Origin of the sequence: Paenibacillus sp. FSL R7-0026, assembly GCF_038004485.1 — a bacterium.
GTDB lineage: Bacteria > Bacillota > Bacilli > Paenibacillales > Paenibacillaceae > Paenibacillus > Paenibacillus xylanexedens_A.
Map to the genome: position 1 here is coordinate 3,685,155 of NZ_JBBORG010000001.1, position 24,808 is coordinate 3,709,962.

Genomic DNA, 24,808 nt, shown 5'->3' on the forward strand with positions numbered 1-24,808 from the left:
CATGTCAGATGATTAAATTAGAAATTTACGACTTTATTAACCGCAGCAACGATACGTGCTGGGTTAGGCAGCCAAGAATCTTCGATTTGTGCAAAAGGATATACAGTATCCGGACCAGCTACACGCAGAACCGGCGCTTCCAAGTGCAGGATTGCTTTTTCATTGATTTGGGCAATGACTTCAGCTGCAACACCTGCGCTCTTTTGAGCTTCCTGTACAACAATTGCACGGTTTGTTTTCTTAATGGAAGCAACGATGGTATCGATGTCGATCGGGCTAACCGTACGAAGGTCGATAACTTCAACTTTGATTCCTTGTTTTTCGAGTTCTTCTGCTGCTTTCACAGAAGTGTGAACCATCATACCGTAAGTAATGATCGTTACATCGGAACCTTCACGAACAACGTTCGCTTTGCCCAACTCAACAACGTAATCTTCTTCAGGCACTTCTGCACGGAAAGCATGGTACAAGTTCAAGTGCTCCATGAAGAATACAGGGTCGTTATCGCGAATAGAAGCGATCATCAGACCTTTTGCATCGTAAGGGTTAGAAGGAACAACGACTTTGATACCTGGTGTTTGCGTGAGCAGACCTTCCAGGGAATCTGTATGCAATTCTGCCGCTTTTACACCGCCACCGAATGGTGTACGGAATACGATTGGAGAATTGTATTTTCCACCAGAGCGGAAACGCATACGAGCAGCTTGCACTACCATTTGGTCAAGTGCTTCGAAGATAAAACCAACGAATTGGATCTCAGCAACCGGACGGAAGCCTTGTACACCCAGACCTACAGCCAGACCACCAATAGCGGACTCAGCCAGTGGTGTATCAAATACACGCTCTTCGCCAAACTCTTTTTGCAGACCTTCCGTTACACGGAAAACGCCGCCTACATTACCTACGTCTTCACCGAAGAGCAGAACGTTAGGATCACGTTTCAACTCCACGCGAAGCGCATCACGGATTGCTTCTTTCATGTTCATTTGTGCCATTTGCTTCATTTCCTCCTTAAACATTGACAGTTCACATTTGAATTCGTACATGTATACCGGGACATTAAAGTCGCGGATGTTTATGCTTTATCGGAAAAAACTTATTGGAAATCAGCTTTTTGCTCTTCCAAGTGCTTAGGCGTTTGTTCGAACATGCTGTCGATCAAGCCTGAAATCGTCATTTTCTCGGTTTTTTCCGCTTTTTTGATTTCTTCATTTACTTTAGCTTTTGCTTCTTCTTTCACACGTGCTGTATCTTCTTCAGTCCAAAGACCTTTTTTCTCCAGATATTTAGCGAAACGTGCGATAGGATCTTTAGCAGACCATTCTGCCTCTTCTTCTTTTGTACGATACTTGGAAGCATCATCCGAAAGGGAGTGAGGACGGAAACGGTATGTTACTGCTTCGATCAATGTTGCGCCTTCTCCGTTACGTCCGCGCTCAGCAGCTTCCTGAACAGCTTTGATAACAGCGAAGATGTCCATACCGTCAACTTTAACACCTTTGATACCTGCTGCTACCGCTTTGTGAGCGATGGACAGAGCTGCTGTTTGTTTAGCAAAAGGAGTTGTGATGGCATAACCATTGTTTTGTACGAAGAAGATAACAGGCAGTTTGTATACACCAGCGTAGTTCAGACCTTCATAGAAGTCACCTTCAGAAGAACCGCCATCACCTGTGTACGTGATAACAACTTGTTTTTGTTTCTTCAATTTGTAACCCATAGCGATACCCATTGCATGCAGAATTTGTGCACCAATGATGATTTGTGGCATCAATACATTAACGCCATCTGGAATTTGTCCACCATGTTGGTGTCCACGGGAGTACAAAAATGCTTGATAAAGAGGAAGTCCATGCCATACGAGTTGCGGAATGTCACGATAGCCAGGACATACAAAGTCTTCTTTTTCAATTGCAAATTCACTACCAACCATTGTCGCTTCTTGACCAGATACTGGAGCATAGAAACCAAGACGACCTTGACGGCCCAGGTTTACTGCACGGTCATCCCAAGTACGGGTAAATACCATGCGGTACATAATTTCTTTTAATTGATCATCGGAAAGTGTAGGCATCATGTCTTTGTTAACAATTTCGCCGTCAGGAGACAGCACGGACAGAGCTTCTACATCCTCTGTATACACTTCATAAGGAACCTTGCTCATTTTTTTCTTCACCTCAACAAAAAATTTGAATATCAAGTTCCGCTGTTATAATATTATTATACACCTGTTTCACTCCATACGTCAAAGAAATCCGTAATTTTTTTATGTTTCCTGCCGGATTGTATGTATAACAGGGGCTTAATATTGGTATAACAGCATAATACATGATTGCGTGTTTGACCTAACCCCGCACAAGGGTAATCTTACCGTATTGCGCGGTCGAATGCAAAAAATTAACCGAGAAAGGTGACGTTTTATGACGGATTCCCGCTATTTGAAACGCACGATTGTGAAGGAAGAGATTGAAAGTCGCTATCTCGGAGAGAAGCGAACACTCCGTATTTACCTTCCTCCAGGCTATAACGAATTACTTAGCTACCCTGTCGTTTATTGTCAGGATGGCGAAGAATTTTTTAATTTCGGACGAATTGCTACAACAGCTAACCAAATTATTCTGGACGAAGGAGCCGAACCTTTCATTATTGTAGGGGTTCAAGTCGATGTTTCTGTGAGAACGCAGGAATATGCTCCATTTGGAGATCGGTTCAAGGCATATACCACTTGCTTCGCTGAAGAGATTATTCCCTATATAGAAGAGAAATATCCTGTGCGCCGTTCTCCGCAGGAACGCATTCTTGCCGGAGACTCGCTCGGTGGCAGTGTTTCACTTCATCTTGCTCTGTTATATCCGGATCTGTTCACACGTGTGATCAGCATGTCTGGCGCCTTCTACTCTGCTTCACAGGAAATCTATGCCGCAGCTGAAGATCTGTCTTGGCTCTCGATCTGGATGATTGTTGGCTTGCAAGAGACTGATTTCGAGGCAGACACGGGTACGTATGATTTTGTTCAATTAAACCGGGATACTCGAGAATTACTGGAAAAACGTGGTGCCCTCGTCTCCTACCAGGAGAAAGACGGAAAACACCAATGGGGTTTTTGGCAGAAGGAGTTGCCCGAAGCATTACTTTATTTTCTCCAGGAAAGATAAAAGGACCACATTAACAGGCGGCTGAAATGCCGCTATTGTTTTTCATTTTAATGATACCGCTTACAATTGTAACCTGAAAAAGAAGCAGGATATCCTGCTTGCTTTAAGTGCTCTAATCCTGCTTCTTTGTCGAATTACAAATTAAGCATGAATTTCGTTTACTTTTTAGGCTAAGGAATGTTCCGCTTCAATCTTACTCAACAGAACATCGCAGCCTGCGTTAACCAGCTCGTACACCTCTTCAAAATTGCCCGTGTAATATGGGTCAGGTACTTCTCTGAGTTTTTCCTCGGGAAGCATGTCCATGAACTTGATGATGTCCGCCTCAGCTCCGCCTGGAACGTTGCGCACATTATCTGCATTGGAATTATCCATACACACAATGTAATCAAATTGAGCAAAGTCTTCGCTGGCGAACTGTCTTGCTGCCATGTTGGCATAAGAAATCTGGTACGAATCAAGCAATTTTCGAGTCCCTTCATGCGGAGGTTTACCAACATGCCAGTCTCCTGTACCCGCTGAGTCCACACGAATCTGGTGTTCAAGCCCCTTCTCCAGGACTTTGTGACGCAAAACGGCTTCAGCCATTGGTGATCTACATATATTACCCAGACATACAAACAAAACATTAATCATATTAATCCCCTTTGCTTAACGTACCTTGAAGTACCGACGATGTTGGCTGTGTCACAATGTTCTCCGGCTGAGGACTGACGTTTCCGGTCTCAGATGGTACGAGCGAACGACGTGGCAGTTTCCATTTATAATGTACAGAACACATCCGGAAGAACACAACGGCCGCAAAACAAAATAATAATCCGGCATTCGTTGTTAACCAGCCCATACCTATAACAAAACCGGCTGTCATTGCCCATACAGCATAAATTTCGTCACGCAATACAAGCGGTTTACGTCCAGCAAGCACATCACGAATAACGCCTCCACCAATACCGGTCATTACTGCTGCAACGATAACTGCGCTAATGGGATGTCCCATGTTCGCCGCGTACAGTGCCCCTTGAATTGCAAATGCTGCGAGTCCAATTGCATCAAACAACGCCTCTGTTCGCTTCCAGTGACTAATCCACTTGAGAGGCAATATAAACGCAACCGCTACAGATACTAAGGCTAACATAATAAGTGATCCCTGACTCCACAGTGTCGTTACAGGTATACCTATAAGTACATTCCGGATAATCCCGCCTCCGAATGCCGTGACAAGTCCAAGCACTAGTACACCCAGAATGTCATACTCCTCTTCCATTGCCACGAAAGCGCCGGACATTGCAAATGCGATAGTGCCTATAATGCTGAATACTTCAAAAATGTGTAAGTCCAACCTGTTCAAACCTCACTTTTCAAGTCATCTCCATGTCGCTCTACCCATTGTATCCGCGAGCACTTAAATTGTGCAACCACATTTTGTGGATTATACTGGTTTGGTGAATATATTTGTACAGGTTCCAACATTATGTTTGGACTATGAACTATTTTTCTCTGAATTAGGAAGGATGAAATAAAATGACGGCGAAACGGATTGTTATTTTTACAGGCGGAAACTTATCTGTAGAATTACTTCAGGAAATACGAGAAGATGATATGATCATCGCGGCCGATCGCGGTGCATTATTTTTAATTGAACACGGCATTCAGCCACACATTTCAGTTGGAGACTTCGACTCCATTAATGAAGAGGAACGTATCATTGTAAGTAACAATAGCATTCGATTCATTACATGTGACCCTGTTCATAAGGATCTTACTGATACAGAAATGGCTTTTGAGACAGCGCTAGATTACGAACCTTCTCACATCTTAATGTTAGGTGCTACAGGTACACGTATGGATCACACACTCGCCAATGTACATATCATGGTTCGCGCGATGCAGCATCATATCTCCTGTGCCATTCAGGACAAGCACAATTACATGACACTGACCACATCCAAAGCTGAAGTTGAGCACCGTGACTATAAATATGTTTCTCTGCTCCCCTTGACTCATGAAGTTACAGGAATAACTCTAGAGGGTTTTATGTATCCGCTAGATCAAGCCACCATACGCATGGGACAATCCTTGGGTGTAAGCAACCAGCTCTTAGGTTCCTCCGGTACAGTCACTATCGATAGCGGCTTATTACTGATTATTCAGAGCAAAGATTGAATCTATTCGAATGCTTTATAGTTATTTATTACGTTTTTGTAACCAGTGATTCAATGAAGAAAATAGGTTCACACATAACAAAGACCCTTGAATATCAAGGGTCTTTGTTGTTTCATCATTAATCTTCATCCGTCAATGATTAATTTTTTGACATTTTTAATCATATTTTAATAAACATACCCAAACCATTGTGGCGCAAGGGATTACACTCCCCTATCCAATTTCTAGGCTGTTACAAAGCTGTTATACTCGCTCTAGCAACTTAACGAAAACGAATTTTGGAGGTACTAACTAACATGAAAACAAACATCTTTGTCCAAAAGGCCGTAACCGTCGGGTTGTGCGCTACACTAGGTTTTGGAGCTGTATTAATGACTAACGCACCTGTTGCACAGGCAGCAACTGCTTCTGTATCCACAGGTCAACAGATTGTTAACTATGGTAAACAATTTACTGGAACTCCATATAAATTTGGTGCTTCAACATCAACAACCAAAGTTTTTGACTGCTCTTCTTTTATGAAATATATTTTCAAAAAGTATGGTGTAGATTTGCCGCGCACTTCCGTGAAACAATCCAAAGAAGGCACAGCTGTGTCCAAAGCTAATCTGCGTGTCGGCGACCTGGTATTCTTCTCCAGCGGTAGCCGTTCTACCGGTTCCAATGTCACTCACGTAGGCGTTTATGCGGGAAATGGTAAGATTCTGCACACGTACGGATCTCCAGGCGTAACCCTCTCTGATCTGGACTCTGGTACTTGGAAGAGAACGTATGTTAAAGCCCGTCGTGTACTTTAGAATTCTAAATTGCTAATAAGTAAAGGCCGGACGATATGTTCCGGTCTTTTATTTTTACCCTCTTTTTGCCACACTTTAAACTGGTGATTCATGGAACCAACTTCATAATCTAATTTTTATCATGCAGCATATAACCGATCCCACGCACAGTATGAATCAGTTTCACACTTCTTCCCTTATCCACCTTAACCCTCAGATGTTTGATATACACATCCACAACGTTGGTATCCATCGCATACTCATATCCCCATACTTCCCGCAAAATATCACTCCGGGTACATGCTTCATTCACATGCAGGGCCAGAAATTCAAGCAATTCGTACTCTTTTGGTGTTAATGTCAGGTATTCACCCGCACGATTTACCCGTCTTGAACGCAAATTCACTTTAAGATCATGAACTACAATTACTTCCTCACCCTCTGGTGTTGCATTCGCAAAAATACGCAATAAGTTTCGTATTCTGGCAAGCATTACGGTCATGTGGATAGGTTCCTCCAACACGTCATTAGCTCCATAATCCAGCCATTCCACGATGAACTGAGGAGATGCATTTGAAGTAATAACCAGTAGAGGTATAACCTGACCTTTATCTAACCATCGTTTTAATTCTAATTTCTGATCCTGGCCACAATGTTTCGTCCCCTCTTCCCGGTCTACCAGGATGATCAGATTAATATGCAACAACGAAGGCTCGACGGATTGGTTTAGTTCGGACCACTCCATTCGTTGCACCTCATACCCTTCGCTACATAAAACATCCTGAATAAGGCTGACCTGCTCTCCTGCTCCAATCAGCAAAATGGCTGTTTTCACTCTTTTTCACCCGGCCTGTCTCTATCCCCACTGCTCGCAGCAATGGTTGGTACAGTTAGCATGCCGTAAAATGAAAAAGTCCATTCCCTCAAGGGAACAGACTTTGCTTCTTTCTTGCTTTAACCAAAGTAACGATGGACGAGCGTACGTGCTTCAGCTGTGTCTTTTGTTCCGTGTACGAGGACACGTCCATCTTGGAAAATGACCATTCTATGGACTCCTGTTGTAAAAGAAACCAGAAATGGATTGGATTCCACTTTTCCTTCTTGAAGCCTGTTCAGGCGATCTGCTGTATGTTGAAGATCCAGATTCATGCGCCGTGCAGGTCGGATCTGAACGGTGTCCCTGCCACACAACACATCTGTTTTCTCCAGATTGGACGCAGAAAGATATGGATACGTTGCCGAAGTACCGCAGGAAGGACAGTCTTGCTTTTTCGCACCATCCACATTGATGGATATGTATTCGTTCCTCCACACGTCAAATGACAATAACTTACGTCTCAATGCATTTGCATTGCCACTAAGTAACTTCATCGCCTCTGCGGTCTGATTCGCCGTTACCATCTGTACGGCTTGAGGTATGATGCCAGACGTATCACAGGTATCTCCACCCAGAGGGACTTCACCCAGCAAACAATTTAAACATGGCGTATCTCCAGGCATAAACGTATAGGTGATGCCGTAACTACCTACGCATCCACCATAAATCCAGGGAATACGGTGCTTCTGTGCCATATCATTAATGAGTAATCGGGTATCAAAATTATCCGTTGCATCCATGATCAAGTCTGTATGCTGAACGAGTTCTTCCAACTCATCTACTCTGACGTCCAACACTTTCCCTTCCACATGAACCGTGGAATTAATGGCAGATAAACGTTTTTCCGCCGCCATTGCCTTCGGTATCCGCTCCATCGCGTCCTGTTCTACATATAATTGCTGCCGCTGCAGGTTACTCCACTCCACATAATCACGATCCACAATCGTTAAGTGTCCGACTCCTGAACGAACTAACGTTTCTGCAATTCCTGTTCCGAGTGCGCCAGCGCCTACAATTAAAACTCTGCTGCCCTTTAATCTGGCCTGGCCTTCCTTGCCAAGTGGCGCGTACCGTTCCTGTCTGGAATACCGATCGGCCTGCTCGGAAGATGTTATTTGATCTGTCATGTATGAACCATTCCTTCCACCGGACTACTGGCTGCTGCATAACGCTTTACGGGAATCATGCCTGCCTCATATGCCAATCTACCCGCTTCTACCCCCAATCGCATCGCTTTAGCCATGTTCACTGGATCCCCTGATCCGGATACGGCTGTATTTAACAAGACGCCATCGGCACCAAGTTCCATCGCATAAGCAGCATCTTTTGGGGAGCGCAATCCTGCATCTACAATTACAGGAACAACGGCCTGCTCTATGATGACTTCAAGGTTATATGGATTGATGATGCCTCTGCCAGCTCCGATGGGAGAAGCGCCAGGCATTACAGCATGTACGCCAAGCAATTGCAGCCTTTTGGCCAGAATGACATCATCCGAAATATAAGGCAATACCGTGAAGCCCTTTTCAAGCAAAATTTCGCAAGCCTTGTACGTTTCAATCGGATCTGGGAGTAACGTCATTCCATCTCCGATGACTTCGACTTTTATCATATCACAAAGTCCTGAAGCCCGTGCAAGCTCGGCAATCCGCACCGCCTCTTCCGCAGTGGAAGCCCCCGCCGTATTCGGAAGAAGTGTGTATTTATCCAAATCCAACGTATCCAGGAAATGCTTCTGATTACGTTCCTCCAAATTCAGACGACGAACAGCAAAGGTCAAAACTTCCGTTTCAGATGCTTCCACAGCCTGACTTTGCACTTCCAGATCCGAAAACTTGCCTGTTCCGAGCAACAATCTGGACTCAAACGTATATTTACCAATGTTCAACATCATCAACCGCCTCCTACAAAATGTACAATCTCAATTCGATCGCCTTCTCTTAATGCTGTCGTTTCATGATACTCGCGGGTTAAAATATGCTTGTTCAGCTCTACAACTACAGTCTTGACTTGCAGATCTAAAGATTGAAGCAGTTTATCCACACGATTCAATCTGTCTTCAATCTCCATCCGTTGACCATTAACGATGATATTCACTGCACCACTCCCTTTCTGTTCAATCGCTCAGGGCTCAGCGCCTCAATTCCGAGCTCTTCTGAGCTTTTGCCCGCGAGCAATTCAGCGATAAGCCTGCCAGTTATCGCACTAAGCAAGATACCGTTGCGGTAATGTCCAAAGGCGGCAAACAGCCCGGGAACACTTCCGCAAGCACCTATATAAGGCAGACCATCCGGAGTTGCCGGTCTTACGCCTGCCCACGCTCGTATAAATTCTGCTTCTTTCATCCCAGGCACCCAGTGGGTAGCCGCTGTTAGCAGCTTCTGAACACCCTGTACAGAAACGCTCAGATCCGTTCTGCCTGGCAGACTGGTTGCCCCGAGCCAAACCTCTCCATTGGCTTTGGGAACAATGTAGATATCCTCTGCATACACCGTTCTGTCAGGTCTGTACCCTGCATGTTCATCTGAGAACTGAACGGCGGCTATTTCACCTTTTACCGACCACACAGGCAAGCTCAGATTCACATGTCTCATCAACTCTTCACTCTGTAATCCAGCCGCTATAATGACATGTTTGCATCTCATCTCACCGATCGATGTGGTGATCCCCTGCACGCCGTGTTCGTTTGCTTGCACACGTATATCCTGTATGTCCTCCATAACCCTTGCTCCCAGTGCTTGAGCGGATTCAGCATATGCCTTCGTTAGATGGACGGGAAGAACCTCACTCTCGTAAGGTCTGTAGTAGGCTCCATACGTATCTCTGTTAAGCCATGATGCCTCCTGTTGCACAACGGAACGATCCCACCATACCTCATCAGCAGAAGCAGACAACGCAGACTTCCGATTGTCCTTGTAACTACTTAATTCACTGTATGAACGAAAAGGAGTTAGGAATCCCTGACGTTGCAGACCAACCTCTACCTCACTGAGTGTAGCCATTAGCACCTGTTGCTCGATAAGTAACTGTCTACTCTGCCTGGCGAGCTTAGCCATCAAAGGATGAGCAAAATCCTCACTATCTGCCGCCAGCATTCCAGCCGCCGCGCAAGAAGTGCCACCTGCAATCGCCGAACGCTCCAGCAACAGCACATCCTGTCCACGGGAAGCAAGCTCATACGCAATGGCACAACCAACAACGCCTCCGCCTACAATAATCGTTTCTGCATGAATCTTATCTGGTCTATCTGTAATGATCTTTTTCATCCTCTCATCTCCTTGATTCAGCGACTCAGACTTTCTGTAGCAACGATAGCCTGCCTTAATAATGCAGCCGCCCGATCCGGGGAATCGCTCGCCCATACATTCGAGATCACAGCGACTCCCTGTGCGCCTGCAAAGCGAATAGCGTGAATGTTTCCCGGTTCGATGCCCCCAATCGCCATGACAGGAATGGAGACACCAGAGCACACTTCAGCCAGAGCATATAATCCTCTTGGTTCAAGATCCGGCTTACTGTTGGTTGAGTAGACATGCCCGAAGAATAGGTAATCGGCTCCCCGTTCTTCAGCGAGTTTTGCCTCATCGATTGAATGAACAGATATACCCAGACGAAGGCGTTGCACATTGCTTATAACAGCAGGGTTATAGTTTCGTATCGCATCTTGCCCCCAATGTACACCGCCATAGATGTCATTCTGTGAAGGCAGCTCTGAACCATTGATAACGATACGACAAGATGGAACGCCAACACCACGCAGACTTTCAGCCCAACCGATCTTTTGTTGCCACGAGAGTTGTTTCTCTCGTATGTGAATATAGTCCACCCATGGCCAAACGTCCTTTGCAGCTTTTACAAAAGATGCTTGATCCCCTGCACCCGTAGATACAACATGCAATTCAAATGATTCTTGAACATGTTCATGAGAAATTACCGTACTGTTCATCTCCTTCCATGCGTGAATGCTATGAAAACACAAAAAAGCCACTCCCGTAGGGGAGTGGCTGCGTATTAATTATAGGACCAGATGACTGACTGATACATACAGTTCATTTCGTGCAATAAAGCTATAGACCCTATAGCCTTAACGTTATACACGCAACTGCATGTTTCAATTCGTTAAACAGACGGTTGAATCCTTCGAATTGCCGTTTGCTCAAGTCATTCACTGAAACGCGCTCGCCACTTCCCTACGCTGGTATGATCCAGATCAGGTGCAAAGGGTCCAGAATCGCATTCTTCCATCTCAGCCGCATCGTGCGGCCCCCCTAGTGTTCATATGAAGTTGTAGCCTATATTACCATAGACGGATTTTTTTGTCACCGTTCATTTCTATTAAGCATTGCTTGAATTGTCTAGTTTTTCTCAGACCATTCTTCAACATTCCATGTTTTGGTGACCCAACCCTCGTAGAAATCAGGTTCATGAGATACCAGTAACACCGTTCCCTTGAATTCTTGCAAGGCACGCTGCAACTCCGCTTTGGCTGTGACATCGAGATGGTTTGTCGGCTCATCGAATAAAATCCAGTTGCTTTCACGCATCAAGAGTTTGCATAAACGAACCTTGGCTTGCTCTCCACCACTCAGCATGTTAAGCGGACGGGTAATATGCTCATTTTTCAACCCACAGCGAGCGAGATGACCACGGACCTCATTCTGGGTCAAATGTGAAAACTCATTCCAGACATCCTCAATCGGCGTGATATTCCCAGCACGAACTTCCTGCTCAAAATAGGCCGTTTCCAGATAATCTCCCAAGAAAGTCTTTCCACTGAGTGGAGATATTTTTCCCAGGATGGTTTTCAGCAGTGTTGATTTACCCACACCATTACAACCTACGATGGCAATTTTCTCACCGCGCTCAATCGTCATCGTCATTTTGGGCAGCAAAGGATACGTGTATCCAATTTCAAAATCAATACCCTCAAAGACCGTTTTGCTGCTCGCGCGGGCATCCTTGAATTTGAACGTTGGTTTGGCTGCTTCATCTGGACGATCAATACGTTCAATTCTGTCCAGCTGTTTCTCCCGGCTCTTCGCTCGACCTGAAGTTGAAGCACGTGCCTTGTTACGCTGAATGAAATCTTCCTGCTTCTTGATGTACTCTTGCTGCTTCTCGTATGCATCAATATGCTGGGCTTTATTCATATCAGCCATCTCGAGGAACTTGTTATAGTTCGCTGCATATCTCGTTAATTTGGCAAATTCCAAATGATAAATGACATTTACGACTTCATTCATGAATTCCGTGTCATGGGAGATTAAGAGGAACGCGTGCGGGTAGTCCTTCAGGTAACGTGACAGCCATTCAATGTGCTCTACATCCAGATAGTTGGTCGGCTCATCCAGCAAAAGAGCTGTAGGTTTCTCAAGCAGAAGCTTGGCAAGAAGCACCTTGGTACGTTGTCCACCACTTAGAGCTGCGACATCCCGATCAAGACCAATTGCGGACAAACCAAGACCATTGGCCATCTCTTCCACTTTTACGTCAATCAGATAAAAGTCGCCCTGTTCCAGTTGTTCCTGAATATCGCCCATCTCTTCCAGCAACTGCTCCAGCTTATCTGGATCTGCATCTGCCATCTGGTCCGTAATATTCATCATTTCTTTTTCCAATTCAAGCAACGGAAGGAATGCATCTTTAAGCACGTCACGTATGGTTTTGCCTGGCGTAAGCTTCGTGTGCTGATCCAGATATCCATAACGGACCTTAGGTGTCCATTCCACTTTTCCACTATCTTTAAGCAATTTACCGGTAAGGATGTTCATTAATGTGGATTTACCCACACCATTGGCACCAACAAGTCCTACCCGCTCTCCGGCAAGTAAACGAAACGATACATTTTTAAATAACGTGCGATCTCCAAAATTGTGACTTACGTTCTCTACTGACAATAAACTCATAAGATGAGGTTGCTCCTATCTATTAGACATTACTTTTGTTATTGTTCCGAAACCCTATTCTAGCACAGGTCCCGTCTTTTCTGAAAGTAATGTAAACAGTTCAGGAACCTCTTACATGAATTTGTCATACAGGCTACCCTAACGATTAGAGCATTTATATTCGAAATAGCCTTGTGCAGCTGCTTGTCTTGCGTCTGTGAACACCTCTTCAGCACGGTAACCATTACCACATGTGGAGGGGTAATAGTACTTGATGTCCGTTAAAGGATCTACCCCACCTACGATGGCCGTTTTCTTCACAAGTCTGCCTCCACCAATCGCATAATTGTTGATCTTTTGGTCACCCACACCTATACCTTGGATAAAGGCCATAATCCCTGTATCGTTAATGGAGTTGTACCAATCTTCCTGCGCAATCAGGGGCATCGTAAACGTATAGGAAATACCGTTCTTTCTGGCAAACTCATTATGGCGGTTAATCACATCAGCCAGATTATCCTGCACAGTGCTTACAATTCGGCTTCGTCTAACTTGCTCAAATACGTCGGCATCCTGAAGCAAAGGAATCTGAGAGCTAGAAGAAAGTTCTTTTTGAAATCCCTCAATCCATTTCCCTGCGTTTGCGTCATAGGCATATACGTAGTCGTCCAGTGTAAAGTTAATACTGTTACCATTAAAATCTGAATATGTATAAGGTTTCTTGGCGCTCCACACTTGCCTGAAAGAATCTTCACGGTTACCCGTCATCTCTGTTTCTGTGGACAACATATAATAGCCATCATAATCCAGAATAACCACGGCAGGAATGTAATTAAACATGTTTCGAATAGCTGCGGGATCATCCTGAATCCCCATATTCAAAGCCATCGTCTGCGTAAATGTTAACAAGGCAAGCTCTTTGTCCGCTTTAACAAACTTGGTTGAATCATAACCTGCTTCATCATTTTGTTTCTCATTCTGATGCATCACTGCGCCTGCATCCATGACTGCGGTTTGAAGTGCAGATCTGTATCGTTGACCAAGATATTGAGCCTCTTCGGCATCTTGGGTATGGAGTGAGATGATCCAGAAGAGCGGGAAAAAGATCAGCACGAATACAATGGATAGCTCAGTAATCTTCATTGAGGACCATACCTCCGTATGTTACAAATACTGCTGAAGCCTGAACTGTACCACTCAACCATTCACCAATGAGCATGGAAGGTGTACGATTTGTATTTTGGAGCGTCACGGTGAAAAAATCCCCTGTCGTCAACGTATATCTTCGGCCAGGATCATCAACCTGTATCACACCTGAGGATGGGAATAGTCTTTCTCGAATCTGGGCTGCATAATATCCATCCTGCACTACCTCATAGGTCCCGTTAAAACTGTTATTGTCCATCGGGTCTGTATAATGAGGTACATATTTCTTATGTAAATGTTCCATCGACACCTCATACAGATTGCCCGTCTGGGCCAGTTGCTCCTCAAACTCAGCCAACATTCGAGGTGAAATATATCCTTTCGTTCGGACAGCATCAACAAAGCGTGTTACATTCTGAACAGCCGTCATACGTGCTATATCATCCTGCCGATCGGCTGTTTCAGCAGCTGGGCACACATAGAGCAAAAGGACTGCGAGCAATACGGCAAGCAGCTTGGATGCGGCATTAATCAATTCACACTGGTCTCCTTCCAAAAAACAATCTTGAGCAGTTCTCCAGTTTCATTTCGTATAAACTCCGGTCTGTAGGTGGCATCGAGCTGGACAGGAATAGTCGCCGTTTTGCTGACAAGTGGATCGATCACATACGAAGTTCCATCTACCTCCACAGGGATGCCTGTACCTGTCATCTGTCTAACGGTATGCAACACTTCCGCACCACTATACTGATACGGATTGGTGGTATGCAGTGTTGTTGTCAGCCGACCTTCCATGCCTGCTGTTGTCTGTACTCTGTCGTTCAATGAAGCTGATAAAAGCTTAACATTCTGTTGCCCGTACAGGCAGGCTGTCACAAACAGGACAACCGCCGTACAAAACAACATGAGATGCTGGGTATTCCGGGACATGTTAAACCAACTCCTGTCAGGATTGCTGGAAGATCAGCCCTCTTACCACGTTGGAACGGTCTTTTACGATAATGGCTTTGAATTTACCACTTGGATTGACATATTGATTGTCTTTTTCACTCATGGTCTGGTTAATAATTCCCACTTTATCGTCAGGTGCAATAACCGAGCCATAGTCCGCATTATTGAGATCCTGTGAAATGTTTAATTGATTGCCATACCATTGACCCGCTTTATTTTTACCTGTAATAACTTGAATACCGAACTGATCTTTGTCCGCGTATTTACGCAGCGCATTCGTTACCTGTGATCCACTGATGGTTGTTCCGTCATACACCGTAAATGCGGCTTGGGACAACTCGGTTTGGATATCAGCAAAATTGTTCTGGGCCGTCTTGGTTGCCTCCTGAGCCGAAATAAACAACAGAACTACAATTGTGATCAGAGCGATTGTTAAGAATATCCCTGCTGCCACCTTTAAAGCGCTTGATGCATTGTTCATGATAAATCCTCCCAAGTTATAAGTTATTAAACTATTTCAGACTGTCACACAGATAAATTGTGCTACAGTTTCTGAATTTGCTCATAATAAATGTTCATCTGCAAGAAACTCATACCAACCAATGGAATGACCAGATACAGAAAGATAAGGGCGTACATGGGTGTAAATCCGATGGTTCTGCCCCATGATGCTTTGACATCAATCATTTTGCTGTATTCCTGCTTGCGTTGTTCAAAATAAAATTCCATCATGCTCTCGAGATCATCGAAGGCTTCACGTATTGATATCTTGCCAAGGGCAAGCTGCAATTTATCAACCAGTCGCTGGAACTCGGGCAAGCCCGCCTCTTCCTTTAATTGTTCAAGTGCAAGCTCTGGTCCATGTTCAAAATGCAACAAACATTTTTGCAGCGGGCGCTTGAAAATGACGGCAAATCGATTAAGCCATTCCAATATCTCCTCGACTGACATCCGGTCCATCTCACGCAAAATGGAAATCACTGTCTGGAATTGATATATTTCATGTCGCATATCCAACCTTCGCATTTTCCGCTGAAATAACATGAGCCATACGGGCATGTAGTACCCAGCTCCACCCATAAGAATGGCTATAATCATTTCCCACCAACGTACATATTGCTTGTTATACACCTCAAGTTTCTGCATAATGCGCGTGATGGTCTCATTCTGGGTATCAAGGTCCATCTGAACGGGAGATAACTGCTGTAATGCGTTGGCGACTTCTTCGTATGTAGCTCCTCGGTTCATTTCTACACTTTTCAGCACGGATTGATCCAATGCTGTTTTTTCCTCAGCTTTCCTGAGATCCGCTTCAGCCATTGCACCAAACATTCGATCATCGCGAATTGGATCATACAAGATGTGGTTACGTTCAACCTGATGCAACAGCAAGATGCAACCCATTGTAAGAACCAAACAACCTGCGAATAACATCACTCGTCGAATGGCAAGCCATTCGTATTTCAACTCTGAGCTGCTCTCCCTCATGAGCCGTATCGTTTGACTGTACTGTGCACTACCAGGTTTTGCTGCAAACAACATCGCCAATTTCCGTATGAAGGTCTGCCTGTACAGAAACTGATCCAACCATGAATGCTTATGCCCTGACCGGTAACGTGTCTCATCGTATTGCTGGAGCCTTTGCAGAAGCAAATAGGCAAGGATGATGATGACATAGATCGATATTTTGGTAACAAAACCGATTTTGCTGCGATAAAATTCATCCATCGTTGGGAAACTGACTCTGGCCCAACGTTCGATTGGAGCGGTGAACAATACCGGAGCAAGAGCGATGATATTAAGTCCTTTGAGCAGGTAATCCAATTTATCACGCCGCAAAATCTCCAGATGAATCTCCTGAGTCAGGTTACCCAGTCCGTTAAGATAAATAGAGCCTTGTGCTCTGTCCTTATCCCCAAACTCCATAACCATATAGGAAACGCCGGCGAATCCTTTGAGAAAACGGTTTGGAGCCACTTCATAATAACGCTCAAGTGCTTCATTTGGATCTGGAGAAGTTAGAGCTTCGTAGATCAGTCTTACCTGTTCTGCTGCTTCTCCTGTACCTGCTTCAGCGGCTTCATAGAGCGCTTCCTCAACCATGCCATGCTGATGATACCGATGCCTTACATCGGCGAAGAGATCCAACATCTGCACCAGCAACCTTTTCTCGATACGACTGAGGCACATATCCAATACCAAGCTATTTAGCACCACAGCACAGAGTACAGAAAGTATCACAAAAGCGATTCCCGGCTGCAGAAGAAATAGAATGACACTTATGCCTCCATAACCTCCAAGAATAATCAGAACCACTGTCATCGTCAGCCTGCGAAGTGAAGGCTCATCCCCAACATGGCGGAATGAAATACGTTTCTGCACCTGTAGAATATAAGCTGATAGCAGTGGCACTTTCATTCCAAGACGGTAGGACTGCAACAAGATTGACCCCAGTCCCTTGAATCCCTTCCCGCTAGGAGCAAAAATCACGCCGGATTGACTTGTTGAACCACCTCCTCTGTGACGTAACATACTTAAAACCAGAAGTGTGATCAGCAAACCTCCTGCACAAATACTTAATACGAGGAGCAAAATCCATTTAATTGTCATGCTGATCACCCCAGTGTTGCTTCATAAACTGTTCAAATCTCTCAGCATCCTGTAATGTCATCTGTTCTCGCATATCCATCATGCATCCAGAGGAGATTGGAGCTGTTGCAACATACGCTCCATCTCTGTACTCCACAACATTACGAAATGTAAAACCTGCCCTCTCTTCCACACTGTCACCTTGATTCGCACGAGGAAGACATTCCGTAATTCGTTCGATATATCTTCGTCCCTCAGCATCTTTCTTCATATGAACATCAAAATTGATGACACTCACAACCTGCTCCTCAGCAATATGCTCATGCTGGAACATACCTGTCTTGAGCAAGGAATTACGGAGAGAAAAGACCAGATCACGAAACGTTTTGGCATGGTGGGTAAACAGGGTGAACAGACTGGCAACCTGAGACATTTGAATCATCCATGCGGCCACCTCATCACTCGCAACCTCACCGAGAATATTGACGGTACCATCCGTTTTTTTCTGCAAATCAAGCCCTTGTTGACCTGAAATGTGTTCAGTCTCTCGGAAACTCAAAATATTACGCCGACTATAGATCCGTCTTAATTGAAGTTCAAACGCCATCTCCTGCACACGAAGGGTGTACGATGCATAGATGTGTTTGACCATAGCCATAAGCAACGTCGTTTTACCAGAACCCTGTGCCCCGGTTACAGCTGTAATCCGGCTTCCTTTCATCAGGTATTGAAGCAGTGTGATTGGCAGTTCTGCGTTGTTACCCGTAATCAATTGTTCAAGTGAAGCATTCGGAATATCGAACTTCCGGACGAAGAACGCCCATGATTCTGCAAAAGGAGGACGAACAACAACAACACGGGAGCCGTCTTTCATCTCGTTCACCTTGTATCCACTTGCTTCCGACAACTGTCCCGGATAATTGTATTTGTATATATTCTGGCATACCCTTTTTAGTTCACGGATGCTTCCGAATGAAAGAAAGGATAGATGAATGGACTTACCTTTATAGAAAATCCAGACACTTTCCATTCCGCTCAGCGGTTCTTCATGTGCATCATCCTCCAGTCCTTGATCCAGCAAATCATTCCATGATGCCGGTTTTCGAAGTCCCATATTATGAACAGCATCAAGCATACCGCTGACACCACCACTAACGCCGTCAATACGTTGGTCCCTTATCTCATCAACAACCGAGAATCCTTTATAGTGTTGGTAGATACGTTGCACGATGATATCGGTCTTTTCTCTGAATCCAAGCTCTCGATATTCGCACTCGAAAACATACTGAATGTCCTCCTCAGAGATATAATAACTTCCTCCATCGTCCGTACCTTCCTCCATTCTCAGTCTGCCAAGATCGTAGGTATCAATCATTCGGGAGAGTGCATCCACACCGAATTGCTGTCGGTACAGATAGAACACAATTTCGAATCGGTCCTGGATCGTCAACAAATCTGGTTCTGCAAACAAAATAACTTCATCTACATTTGATTTGTTCAGCCCTATGCTTCGGGTCAGGAGATCCCCTATCAGATTTTTGACATACGTTTTGTCGCTGATACTGCCTGAGACACAGCCCTTCAGTGCTTTTCTCATCTCGGCACGCTGATTAATTCTTCGACGATATTCTTCTTCATGCAGACCCGCATCCGCGAGCTGACTATGACTAAGCTCATGAAGTGAGTTCTTCACCTTCTCAATCAACATATCAATCGTGAATGATTCCTGTTCAGGAACACGAGCATTCTTTTCACGAAGAAACGTTCTATACTTGAACCAGATATAAGTCAGGCACAGAATCAAAATCAAACTTATCCATATGGTATTCCAGAGCATCGGAGGTTCAGGCTCCCCTTTCCAGCCTCTTCAGAACTGTGCGCATACCTGCACCGTCCATAATCAGGCGAGCGAGTTCGCTCATGCTTGCAGCAAAGCTCCCTTTACGAATATCCTTATCCTCAGTCAAGCTTTCCAACTGCAAGTATCTAGCGACATCTCGCCGATTCATTGCATCCAGGTATCCGGTTGTGTACGGTATCGCAGATATCGTGCCTTTGTATCTGAACTGGCGCCGAATATTGGAAAGCGTTGCACGGGAATGCAAATCGTATTTGTTAATTACAACATGTATATTCTTATTGTTCATTCGTTCTGGCAGGATCTCTTCAAAGAACAACTCCAGATTTCGCATATTTTGATCGAGATTAATTACAACATAGTCCGCCTGTTGCAGCTTGAGCTGTGAATCAACACCAGCATGATCCGCATCCAGAAGAACCAGATCATAATACTCGTTAGCTACATTTAGCAGCTTTTTCACTGTCTCACCATGTTCCTGCGGGGAACGTTCCATCTCATCAATTCTTCCGGTTAGGAAATCAAGTCTTTCCTTCAGAAGTGGCTTGGTATAATCCCTGAGATTGTGCTTATTCAGACTGCCACTCGAATGCAGCCGTTCAATCGCATCCCAGCCACCCTCTTCAAAGGAGAACATAAAATCCGCTGAATCCGTATCTTTGGATGGTATAGCAGCTTCTGTGCCAGTTCCGGCAAGGCCTGCATTAACAAGTAACACTCTTGTCCTGTAGTGAAGTGCCATCGCATAAGCACTAATTAATGTGCTTGAAGTGCAACCTGTTCCTGCAAAAGGGCTCCAAAAGGTAATGGTGCTCATGCTCTCATCCTCTCTGCTTCTTTCATCGCACGGCGACTGCGAACACTTTCCCAACCTGTTAACTGCTCGACCACGCGACACAATGATTTTTTGTAATTTCGTGACAAAGGTCCAAGATGAACTCGGCGATGATGCTCATTCTCAAGTTTAACCGCAGCTGTTAACTCATCCCACGGAAGCACTAAGGATTCTCCTGTCCACACAAACGGACCGCCCTCCAGATACGCCCACAGATAACGAGCTTCAAGCTTGCAGTCAACCCCGTTAATTAAGATCCGCTGAAATGACAGCTCACCAGGCAATGATTGTTCTTCAAGCAGCCGCTTCAACCAACCCTTGCCACGTTCCAGATTGTAACGCTCATAATCACTCACCCAGACTCTTACATCAGCGGTTAGCCAGAGATTACGCGATGCAAAATGTGAGGTCTCCATGTCATATAACACATAGTCATAACTATCCAATCGCTCGCCATTTACTTCAAGATGATTCTCTACAGCTGCCGAAGTGACAAAATGACAAGCGATATCAAATCCTTCAAATTCCGTAATTCGCAAAGACTGCTGACTATCACCTACGCCGTACCCATACTTCTGTTGTAAGGTTCCATCTACGAGCAAGACCTTGTTGCCTGTCGAAGCCAATATCTTGCAAAGATATAACATGAGATCATTCTTCTCACATAAACCCGCAAAGATCCATGTATGCATAGATGTTCAACTCCTTTCTTTTTCTTAAACTCCCTGTTATCTGAATTTTTCTAAATTAAACCTCGGATTTCGCTCTATTCTCCACCCGTTAGCAAGCTCTGTTGTTCTGTTTGTGAAGCATCGACAGGATCATTTACGCTTCCAGAATTAGCTCCTGTTCCGTTCCCTGAACCATCATTCCACATCACTCCATCCGACGTTGCCGGATTATTTGATGATGGACGACTGTTATATGTAACTGAGGATTGTGCCACATCCTGTTCAACCCCTTTTGACGGTGCTGTCATGGAGGCGGCCAGTGAACTTTCAAGCGAACTTCGCACCTGTCTGGATAACTCCTGTTCGGCTCGTCGGACAATATTCGGATCACTCTCCAGCAGTTTTAACACTTCTGAATTGGCAGGATACGTCGCGATTGCAGGTGTCTGAAACTGTGGTTCTACATAGGTTAAGGCATAGATTGAAGCTTTATGTAAATAGGCATCTACAATTGCACTTGAGAGTGACAGAATCTCTTCCTCCGTCATCGTAATCCATAAGGTAGCTGCATTGAGTCGTTCCACTTTTTTCTTCGATAAGAGAACATAGTCTTGTCCGGTCGGGAATTGGATACGAACATCAATAATATCTCCCTTAACAAGTGAGGACGGCAGTAATACAACTTGCAGCTCTCGATTTCTTAAATCAGGCGGAGCCGGTACATCCTCATACACCATCTCGGTGGTAATGGCTGTTCCTTTTTTCAACTCTATTTTGGCCACTTGGCCTTCCATCTGCTTCGTACTGGACCAGAGGTTTCGCGGTGCTTGTGCATCCGGAACAGCAATGAGCTTCAGATCCTCCGGTAATATCGGTTCACCTGCTTCAATATCCCGAATCGTAACCCATCCTTGTGCCCCCGAATCCCATTGTTGCTTTAATTCAGCTTCCTTTTCCTCATATGCCGATAAATAACGGGATTCTACAGCTGACCTGACATCCCCCATCGTTTTGACATTGTAAATAACATATCCTCCGAACACCAACCCTACAGCTCCTGCTCCGATAAGTCCGGCATAGATCAGTTGACGGCTTTGTTTTCTTAATTTAGACAAAAGAGGCTCTCCTTTCGTAATCTCTTCTAATCATGTACTTTCCTTCGTGAAAAGAACGAACGTTTCTTGGGTTGTTGTGCCATCATATGCATTAAAATATGTGAAAACACTTTATCCATCTGTGCGTCCTTGTCAAAAGGATCAATATGCAACGGCAGCCCATATACACTCGATGTATCCAGAGCTTTACGAATGCGCTGAACTGCTTCACTTGCTGCCAGGGGCAGACAATATATCCATTTCTCTCGTGGATACCGATGATGTGATCGAACAAAAGCACCAATCTCCGCCTGTCTCCATTCGGCACCTGAGCCTATAACAATAGGTAGATCTGCACGCAGGAATTCTTCCAGCCGGTTCTGGTCCTGACCACTACCGAGATCCATCACGATGAATTGATAACTCCCCCCAAGCAAAGACAAAATATCCGCTCGCCCGGATTGTTTCCAATAATGCACACCATCCACTGCAAACTGTCTGCCTGTTGGCACCGGTTTACCCGCTTGAGCGATTTGTTGGATTCTTGCAAAGGATTGAGAGCGAGGTGACATTTCAATCACAGCTACTTTGAAGTTTTGCCTTTCGAGATAATGACTGATAGCTATAGCCGTGTGGGTAACCCCTACACCAGATGAAGTACCAGTCAGGGCAATAACTCTTGTTCCCCCATTCAAAGTCATCGTTGTATCTCCACCGGGCATTGTTCCACCGGGTATTCTGAGCAGTTCCTTCCTTACCTCATCAGCAGATTGGAATCGCTCTTCGGCGTTATACCTTAACAGTCTTCTCGCCACAGGGATGTATGTCCGCGGAACATCACTCCGGATAGAGCTTTCCACACCTTGAATCCATTCCGTATACGCACCACTTGTCATAAGATACAGGAGCAATGCTCCGAGTCCATAAAGATCTGAACGCGCATCGGTCTGACCAGAGCCATATTGTTCTGGAGCGGCAAAACCAGCTGTTCCCAACTTAACGGTATCTTCGGCACTTTGCGGTTTGTAACTTCTGGCGATGCCAAAATCGATTAATCTTACTTCATGTTCCGGGGTGATCATGATATTTGATGGTTTCAGATCCCTATAGATGACAGGTGGATTTAGGTTATGCAGATAACTCAACACATCCAGCAATTGTAGCATCAGCTCCGTCAACTGCTCCATCGGGATCTTCCCACGACACTGCTTGAAATACTCACTGAGCGTTAACCCGTCGATGTATTCCATCACCAGGTACGTGTACCCATCTTCATCCGGGACAAAAAAATCAACAATTTGCGGCAATCTTGGATGGCGAAGTGATGTCAGAAGAGCGGCCTCTGTCTCCATACTGCCTTCATATGGCATAATCGTTACACTCTCTTTAATTGCCCATATCTTGCCCGGCAACTTCAGATCCTCCGCCTCGTATACATGGCTCATTCCGCCTGTTCCCAGAATGGATACGATACGATATCTACCTCCCAGCAGGCTTCCGCGTTCCAGCCTGGCCGGATGTCTCATATCAATTCCTCCTTCATTACACAACAAAAAAGGGAAAGCTTCACCGAAGATGAACAGACCGGATATCCGGTTTTGTTCGCTTCGGGATGCTTTCCCTCAGATTTGTTATGGTTAATATTGGTATCATTATAGTACAGGCAGGAATAGATTGTAAAGCACAAAAATTAATGAGCTTAATCGAATCAATTTCATAATACCTTTAGCAGCTTTAATCAAGGCTAGATCTCTTAATATTTGACCATATAAAGTGTAATCTCTTCCCGGTTATGGAACAACTGCTTGGACCGTTGAATCTGCATCCGCGAACGCTCAAACGTATCGATAACATCCTTAATGAGTGCGAGCGGTTTTTTATGCAATAACTTCACGGTAACAATCGCTGTTCCCCCAGGTTGCAGACTGTATAGAAGGTCTGATACAAGTCGGCTCATCAGCTTCGGACTCCAACTCATATCACATACGAGCAGATCGAATTCTCCTTCGCGGAAGCGCACATCCCCTGCGTTTTTCTTCAAGAAAGTCAGTTTTGGTGATGCCAGCAGTGTTGCATCCATCTTCGCCGGATCTACCGCCGTTACTTCAAGCCCGCGTTCAAGCAGGAACGAGGTCCATCCACCTGGTGCTGCACCAATATCAAGTGCTTTATGAAATGAAGTAAAGTCAATGCCAAACGTTTGCTCGGCTTCAAGCAATTTGAACTTAGCACGTGAGATCTGTCCATCTTCTTTTTGAAAACGTACGGCTCCCCCGCTCCAGTCTGACAGGTTCTGTTCAGGTCTGGATACGCCCGCATACAACATATCATTCGCAACAAATACGGAAATGACATATTCAGCATCACGTACAACCCATTCACATCCCAGTTCATCCAGCTTTTCAGTCAGCAATTGCTTCAATGAGGCTGCATTTTCTTGCCAAAAGGACCCTTCTGTCTTCCGTACCTGTAGCACGACAGAGGCACCGGTCAGTTCCTTATGATTCAACAAAATTGCAATCAATCTCTCGATAGATTGCTCCAAATCTTCTGTATTCTCTTGAAACTGAACAGGTTGGATATGACGTAAAAACGTTGGATACTCTTCCAACAGTTTACCTGCAACTTCTTCCTCTGCTACAGGCAGACCCGCAAGCAAAATTTCTCCTGGTACGAGTACTGTGCTCTTCACCGCACCAAACGTACGGCGTAATTCTTCCTGAGCATAAGGGGCAAAGCCATGATTGGCTGTGCAGATAAAACGGGAGAAGTTGCCTTCTTCCCAAGACGATTGTGTACTCAAATTGT

Annotated in this window: 25 protein-coding genes and 1 riboswitch; of the genes, 3 read left to right on the forward strand and 22 right to left on the reverse strand. The window is 44.9% G+C overall.

The genetic code is table 11. The features are described 5' to 3' along the window. Window positions 1-17: 17 nt before the first annotated feature. Entirely contained in the window at window positions 18-995 is a 978-nt protein-coding gene (locus tag MKY44_RS16210) for an alpha-ketoacid dehydrogenase subunit beta (protein WP_074095465.1), read from the reverse strand. A 101-nt stretch (window positions 996-1,096) separates the two neighbouring features. Next, window positions 1,097-2,164 (reverse strand): pyruvate dehydrogenase (acetyl-transferring) E1 component subunit alpha, encoded by a 1,068-nt coding sequence (gene pdhA, locus MKY44_RS16215; protein WP_017688072.1) that lies wholly within the window; start codon window positions 2,162-2,164, stop codon window positions 1,097-1,099. Between the two features lie 256 nt (window positions 2,165-2,420). Between pdhA and MKY44_RS16220 the strand changes: the two genes are divergently transcribed. Further along, a complete protein-coding gene (locus tag MKY44_RS16220) occupies window positions 2,421-3,155 on the forward strand; it encodes an alpha/beta hydrolase (RefSeq protein WP_036613651.1) in 735 nt (244 codons plus the stop codon). 165 nt (window positions 3,156-3,320) lie between these two features. On the opposite strand, the gene MKY44_RS16225 is transcribed toward MKY44_RS16220, so the two are convergent. Continuing rightward, window positions 3,321-3,791: a low molecular weight protein-tyrosine-phosphatase gene (locus MKY44_RS16225; protein ID WP_341007865.1), complete on the reverse strand. Its 471-nt coding sequence runs from the start codon at window positions 3,789-3,791 to the stop codon at window positions 3,321-3,323. 1 nt (window position 3,792) lies between these two features. After that, complete coding sequence (locus MKY44_RS16230; protein WP_341007866.1) at window positions 3,793-4,494, reverse strand: trimeric intracellular cation channel family protein; 702 nt, start codon at window positions 4,492-4,494, stop codon at window positions 3,793-3,795. 182 nt (window positions 4,495-4,676) lie between these two features. On the opposite strand from MKY44_RS16230, the gene MKY44_RS16235 reads away from it, so the two are divergent. Both MKY44_RS16235 and MKY44_RS16240 read left to right on the forward strand, forming a co-directional pair. Then, entirely contained in the window at window positions 4,677-5,318 is a 642-nt protein-coding gene (locus MKY44_RS16235) for a thiamine diphosphokinase (protein ID WP_341007867.1), read from the forward strand. Between the two features lie 296 nt (window positions 5,319-5,614). Next, a complete protein-coding gene (locus tag MKY44_RS16240; RefSeq protein ID WP_341007868.1) occupies window positions 5,615-6,115 on the forward strand; it encodes a C40 family peptidase in 501 nt (166 codons plus the stop codon). A gap of 109 nt (window positions 6,116-6,224) precedes the next feature. Here MKY44_RS16240 and MKY44_RS16245 read toward each other — a convergent pair whose 3' ends face one another. The 18 genes from MKY44_RS16245 to MKY44_RS16330 form a co-directional block, all read right to left on the reverse strand. Continuing rightward, window positions 6,225-6,929 (reverse strand): response regulator transcription factor, encoded by a 705-nt coding sequence (locus MKY44_RS16245; protein ID WP_341007869.1) that lies wholly within the window; start codon window positions 6,927-6,929, stop codon window positions 6,225-6,227. Between the two features lie 119 nt (window positions 6,930-7,048). After that, window positions 7,049-8,098, reverse strand: a complete 1,050-nt coding sequence (locus tag MKY44_RS16250) for a ThiF family adenylyltransferase (protein WP_341007870.1) — start codon at window positions 8,096-8,098, stop codon at window positions 7,049-7,051. Next, window positions 8,095-8,862 (reverse strand): thiazole synthase, encoded by a 768-nt coding sequence (locus MKY44_RS16255; RefSeq protein ID WP_341009873.1) that lies wholly within the window; start codon window positions 8,860-8,862, stop codon window positions 8,095-8,097. Before MKY44_RS16255 ends, MKY44_RS16250 begins: the two co-directional genes overlap by 4 nt. A gap of 2 nt (window positions 8,863-8,864) precedes the next feature. Beyond that, the gene (thiS, locus tag MKY44_RS16260) at window positions 8,865-9,068 is read right to left on the reverse strand and encodes a sulfur carrier protein ThiS (protein WP_341007871.1); all 204 of its coding nucleotides are present in this window, start codon (window positions 9,066-9,068) and stop codon (window positions 8,865-8,867) included. Then, a complete protein-coding gene (gene thiO / locus MKY44_RS16265) occupies window positions 9,065-10,237 on the reverse strand; it encodes a glycine oxidase ThiO (RefSeq protein ID WP_341007872.1) in 1,173 nt (390 codons plus the stop codon). Before thiO ends, thiS begins: the two co-directional genes overlap by 4 nt. Window positions 10,238-10,254: 17 nt before the next feature. Further along, the gene (locus tag MKY44_RS16270; protein ID WP_341007873.1) at window positions 10,255-10,917 is read right to left on the reverse strand and encodes a thiamine phosphate synthase; all 663 of its coding nucleotides are present in this window, start codon (window positions 10,915-10,917) and stop codon (window positions 10,255-10,257) included. 224 nt (window positions 10,918-11,141) lie between these two features. Continuing rightward, a riboswitch (TPP riboswitch) is annotated at window positions 11,142-11,251 on the reverse strand. Window positions 11,252-11,326: 75 nt separating this feature from the next. Beyond that, the gene (locus MKY44_RS16275; protein WP_036613631.1) at window positions 11,327-12,877 is read right to left on the reverse strand and encodes an ABC-F family ATP-binding cassette domain-containing protein; all 1,551 of its coding nucleotides are present in this window, start codon (window positions 12,875-12,877) and stop codon (window positions 11,327-11,329) included. A gap of 138 nt (window positions 12,878-13,015) precedes the next feature. Next, complete coding sequence (locus MKY44_RS16280) at window positions 13,016-13,999, reverse strand: hypothetical protein (RefSeq protein ID WP_341007874.1); 984 nt, start codon at window positions 13,997-13,999, stop codon at window positions 13,016-13,018. After that, window positions 13,986-14,537 (reverse strand): hypothetical protein, encoded by a 552-nt coding sequence (locus MKY44_RS16285; RefSeq protein WP_341007875.1) that lies wholly within the window; start codon window positions 14,535-14,537, stop codon window positions 13,986-13,988. The genes MKY44_RS16280 and MKY44_RS16285 overlap by 14 nt, the downstream gene beginning before the upstream one ends. Next, on the reverse strand, window positions 14,534-14,932 hold the full coding sequence (locus tag MKY44_RS16290) for a hypothetical protein (RefSeq protein ID WP_341007876.1): 399 nt from the start codon (window positions 14,930-14,932) through the stop codon (window positions 14,534-14,536). The genes MKY44_RS16285 and MKY44_RS16290 overlap by 4 nt, the downstream gene beginning before the upstream one ends. A gap of 16 nt (window positions 14,933-14,948) precedes the next feature. After that, window positions 14,949-15,434 carry a hypothetical protein gene (locus tag MKY44_RS16295; RefSeq protein ID WP_062834890.1) on the reverse strand — a complete coding sequence of 162 codons (486 nt, stop codon included), beginning with the start codon at window positions 15,432-15,434 and terminating at the stop codon, window positions 14,949-14,951. Window positions 15,435-15,496: 62 nt separating this feature from the next. Next, window positions 15,497-17,563, reverse strand: a complete 2,067-nt coding sequence (locus tag MKY44_RS16300; protein ID WP_341007877.1) for a hypothetical protein — start codon at window positions 17,561-17,563, stop codon at window positions 15,497-15,499. Further along, window positions 17,553-19,379 carry an ATPase, T2SS/T4P/T4SS family gene (locus MKY44_RS16305; protein ID WP_341007878.1) on the reverse strand — a complete coding sequence of 609 codons (1,827 nt, stop codon included), beginning with the start codon at window positions 19,377-19,379 and terminating at the stop codon, window positions 17,553-17,555. Before MKY44_RS16305 ends, MKY44_RS16300 begins: the two co-directional genes overlap by 11 nt. 7 nt (window positions 19,380-19,386) lie before the next feature. After that, window positions 19,387-20,217 (reverse strand): hypothetical protein, encoded by an 831-nt coding sequence (locus MKY44_RS16310; RefSeq protein WP_341007879.1) that lies wholly within the window; start codon window positions 20,215-20,217, stop codon window positions 19,387-19,389. After that, window positions 20,214-20,927 (reverse strand): hypothetical protein, encoded by a 714-nt coding sequence (locus MKY44_RS16315; protein WP_341007880.1) that lies wholly within the window; start codon window positions 20,925-20,927, stop codon window positions 20,214-20,216. The genes MKY44_RS16310 and MKY44_RS16315 overlap by 4 nt, the downstream gene beginning before the upstream one ends. 74 nt (window positions 20,928-21,001) lie before the next feature. Then, entirely contained in the window at window positions 21,002-22,021 is a 1,020-nt protein-coding gene (locus MKY44_RS16320) for an SAF domain-containing protein (protein ID WP_341007881.1), read from the reverse strand. 26 nt (window positions 22,022-22,047) lie between these two features. After that, a complete protein-coding gene (locus MKY44_RS16325) occupies window positions 22,048-23,526 on the reverse strand; it encodes a serine/threonine protein kinase (protein WP_341007882.1) in 1,479 nt (492 codons plus the stop codon). Window positions 23,527-23,753: 227 nt separating this feature from the next. Further along, window positions 23,754-24,803: an SAM-dependent methyltransferase gene (locus MKY44_RS16330; protein WP_341007883.1), complete on the reverse strand. Its 1,050-nt coding sequence runs from the start codon at window positions 24,801-24,803 to the stop codon at window positions 23,754-23,756. Between the last annotated feature and the right edge of the window lie 5 nt (window positions 24,804-24,808).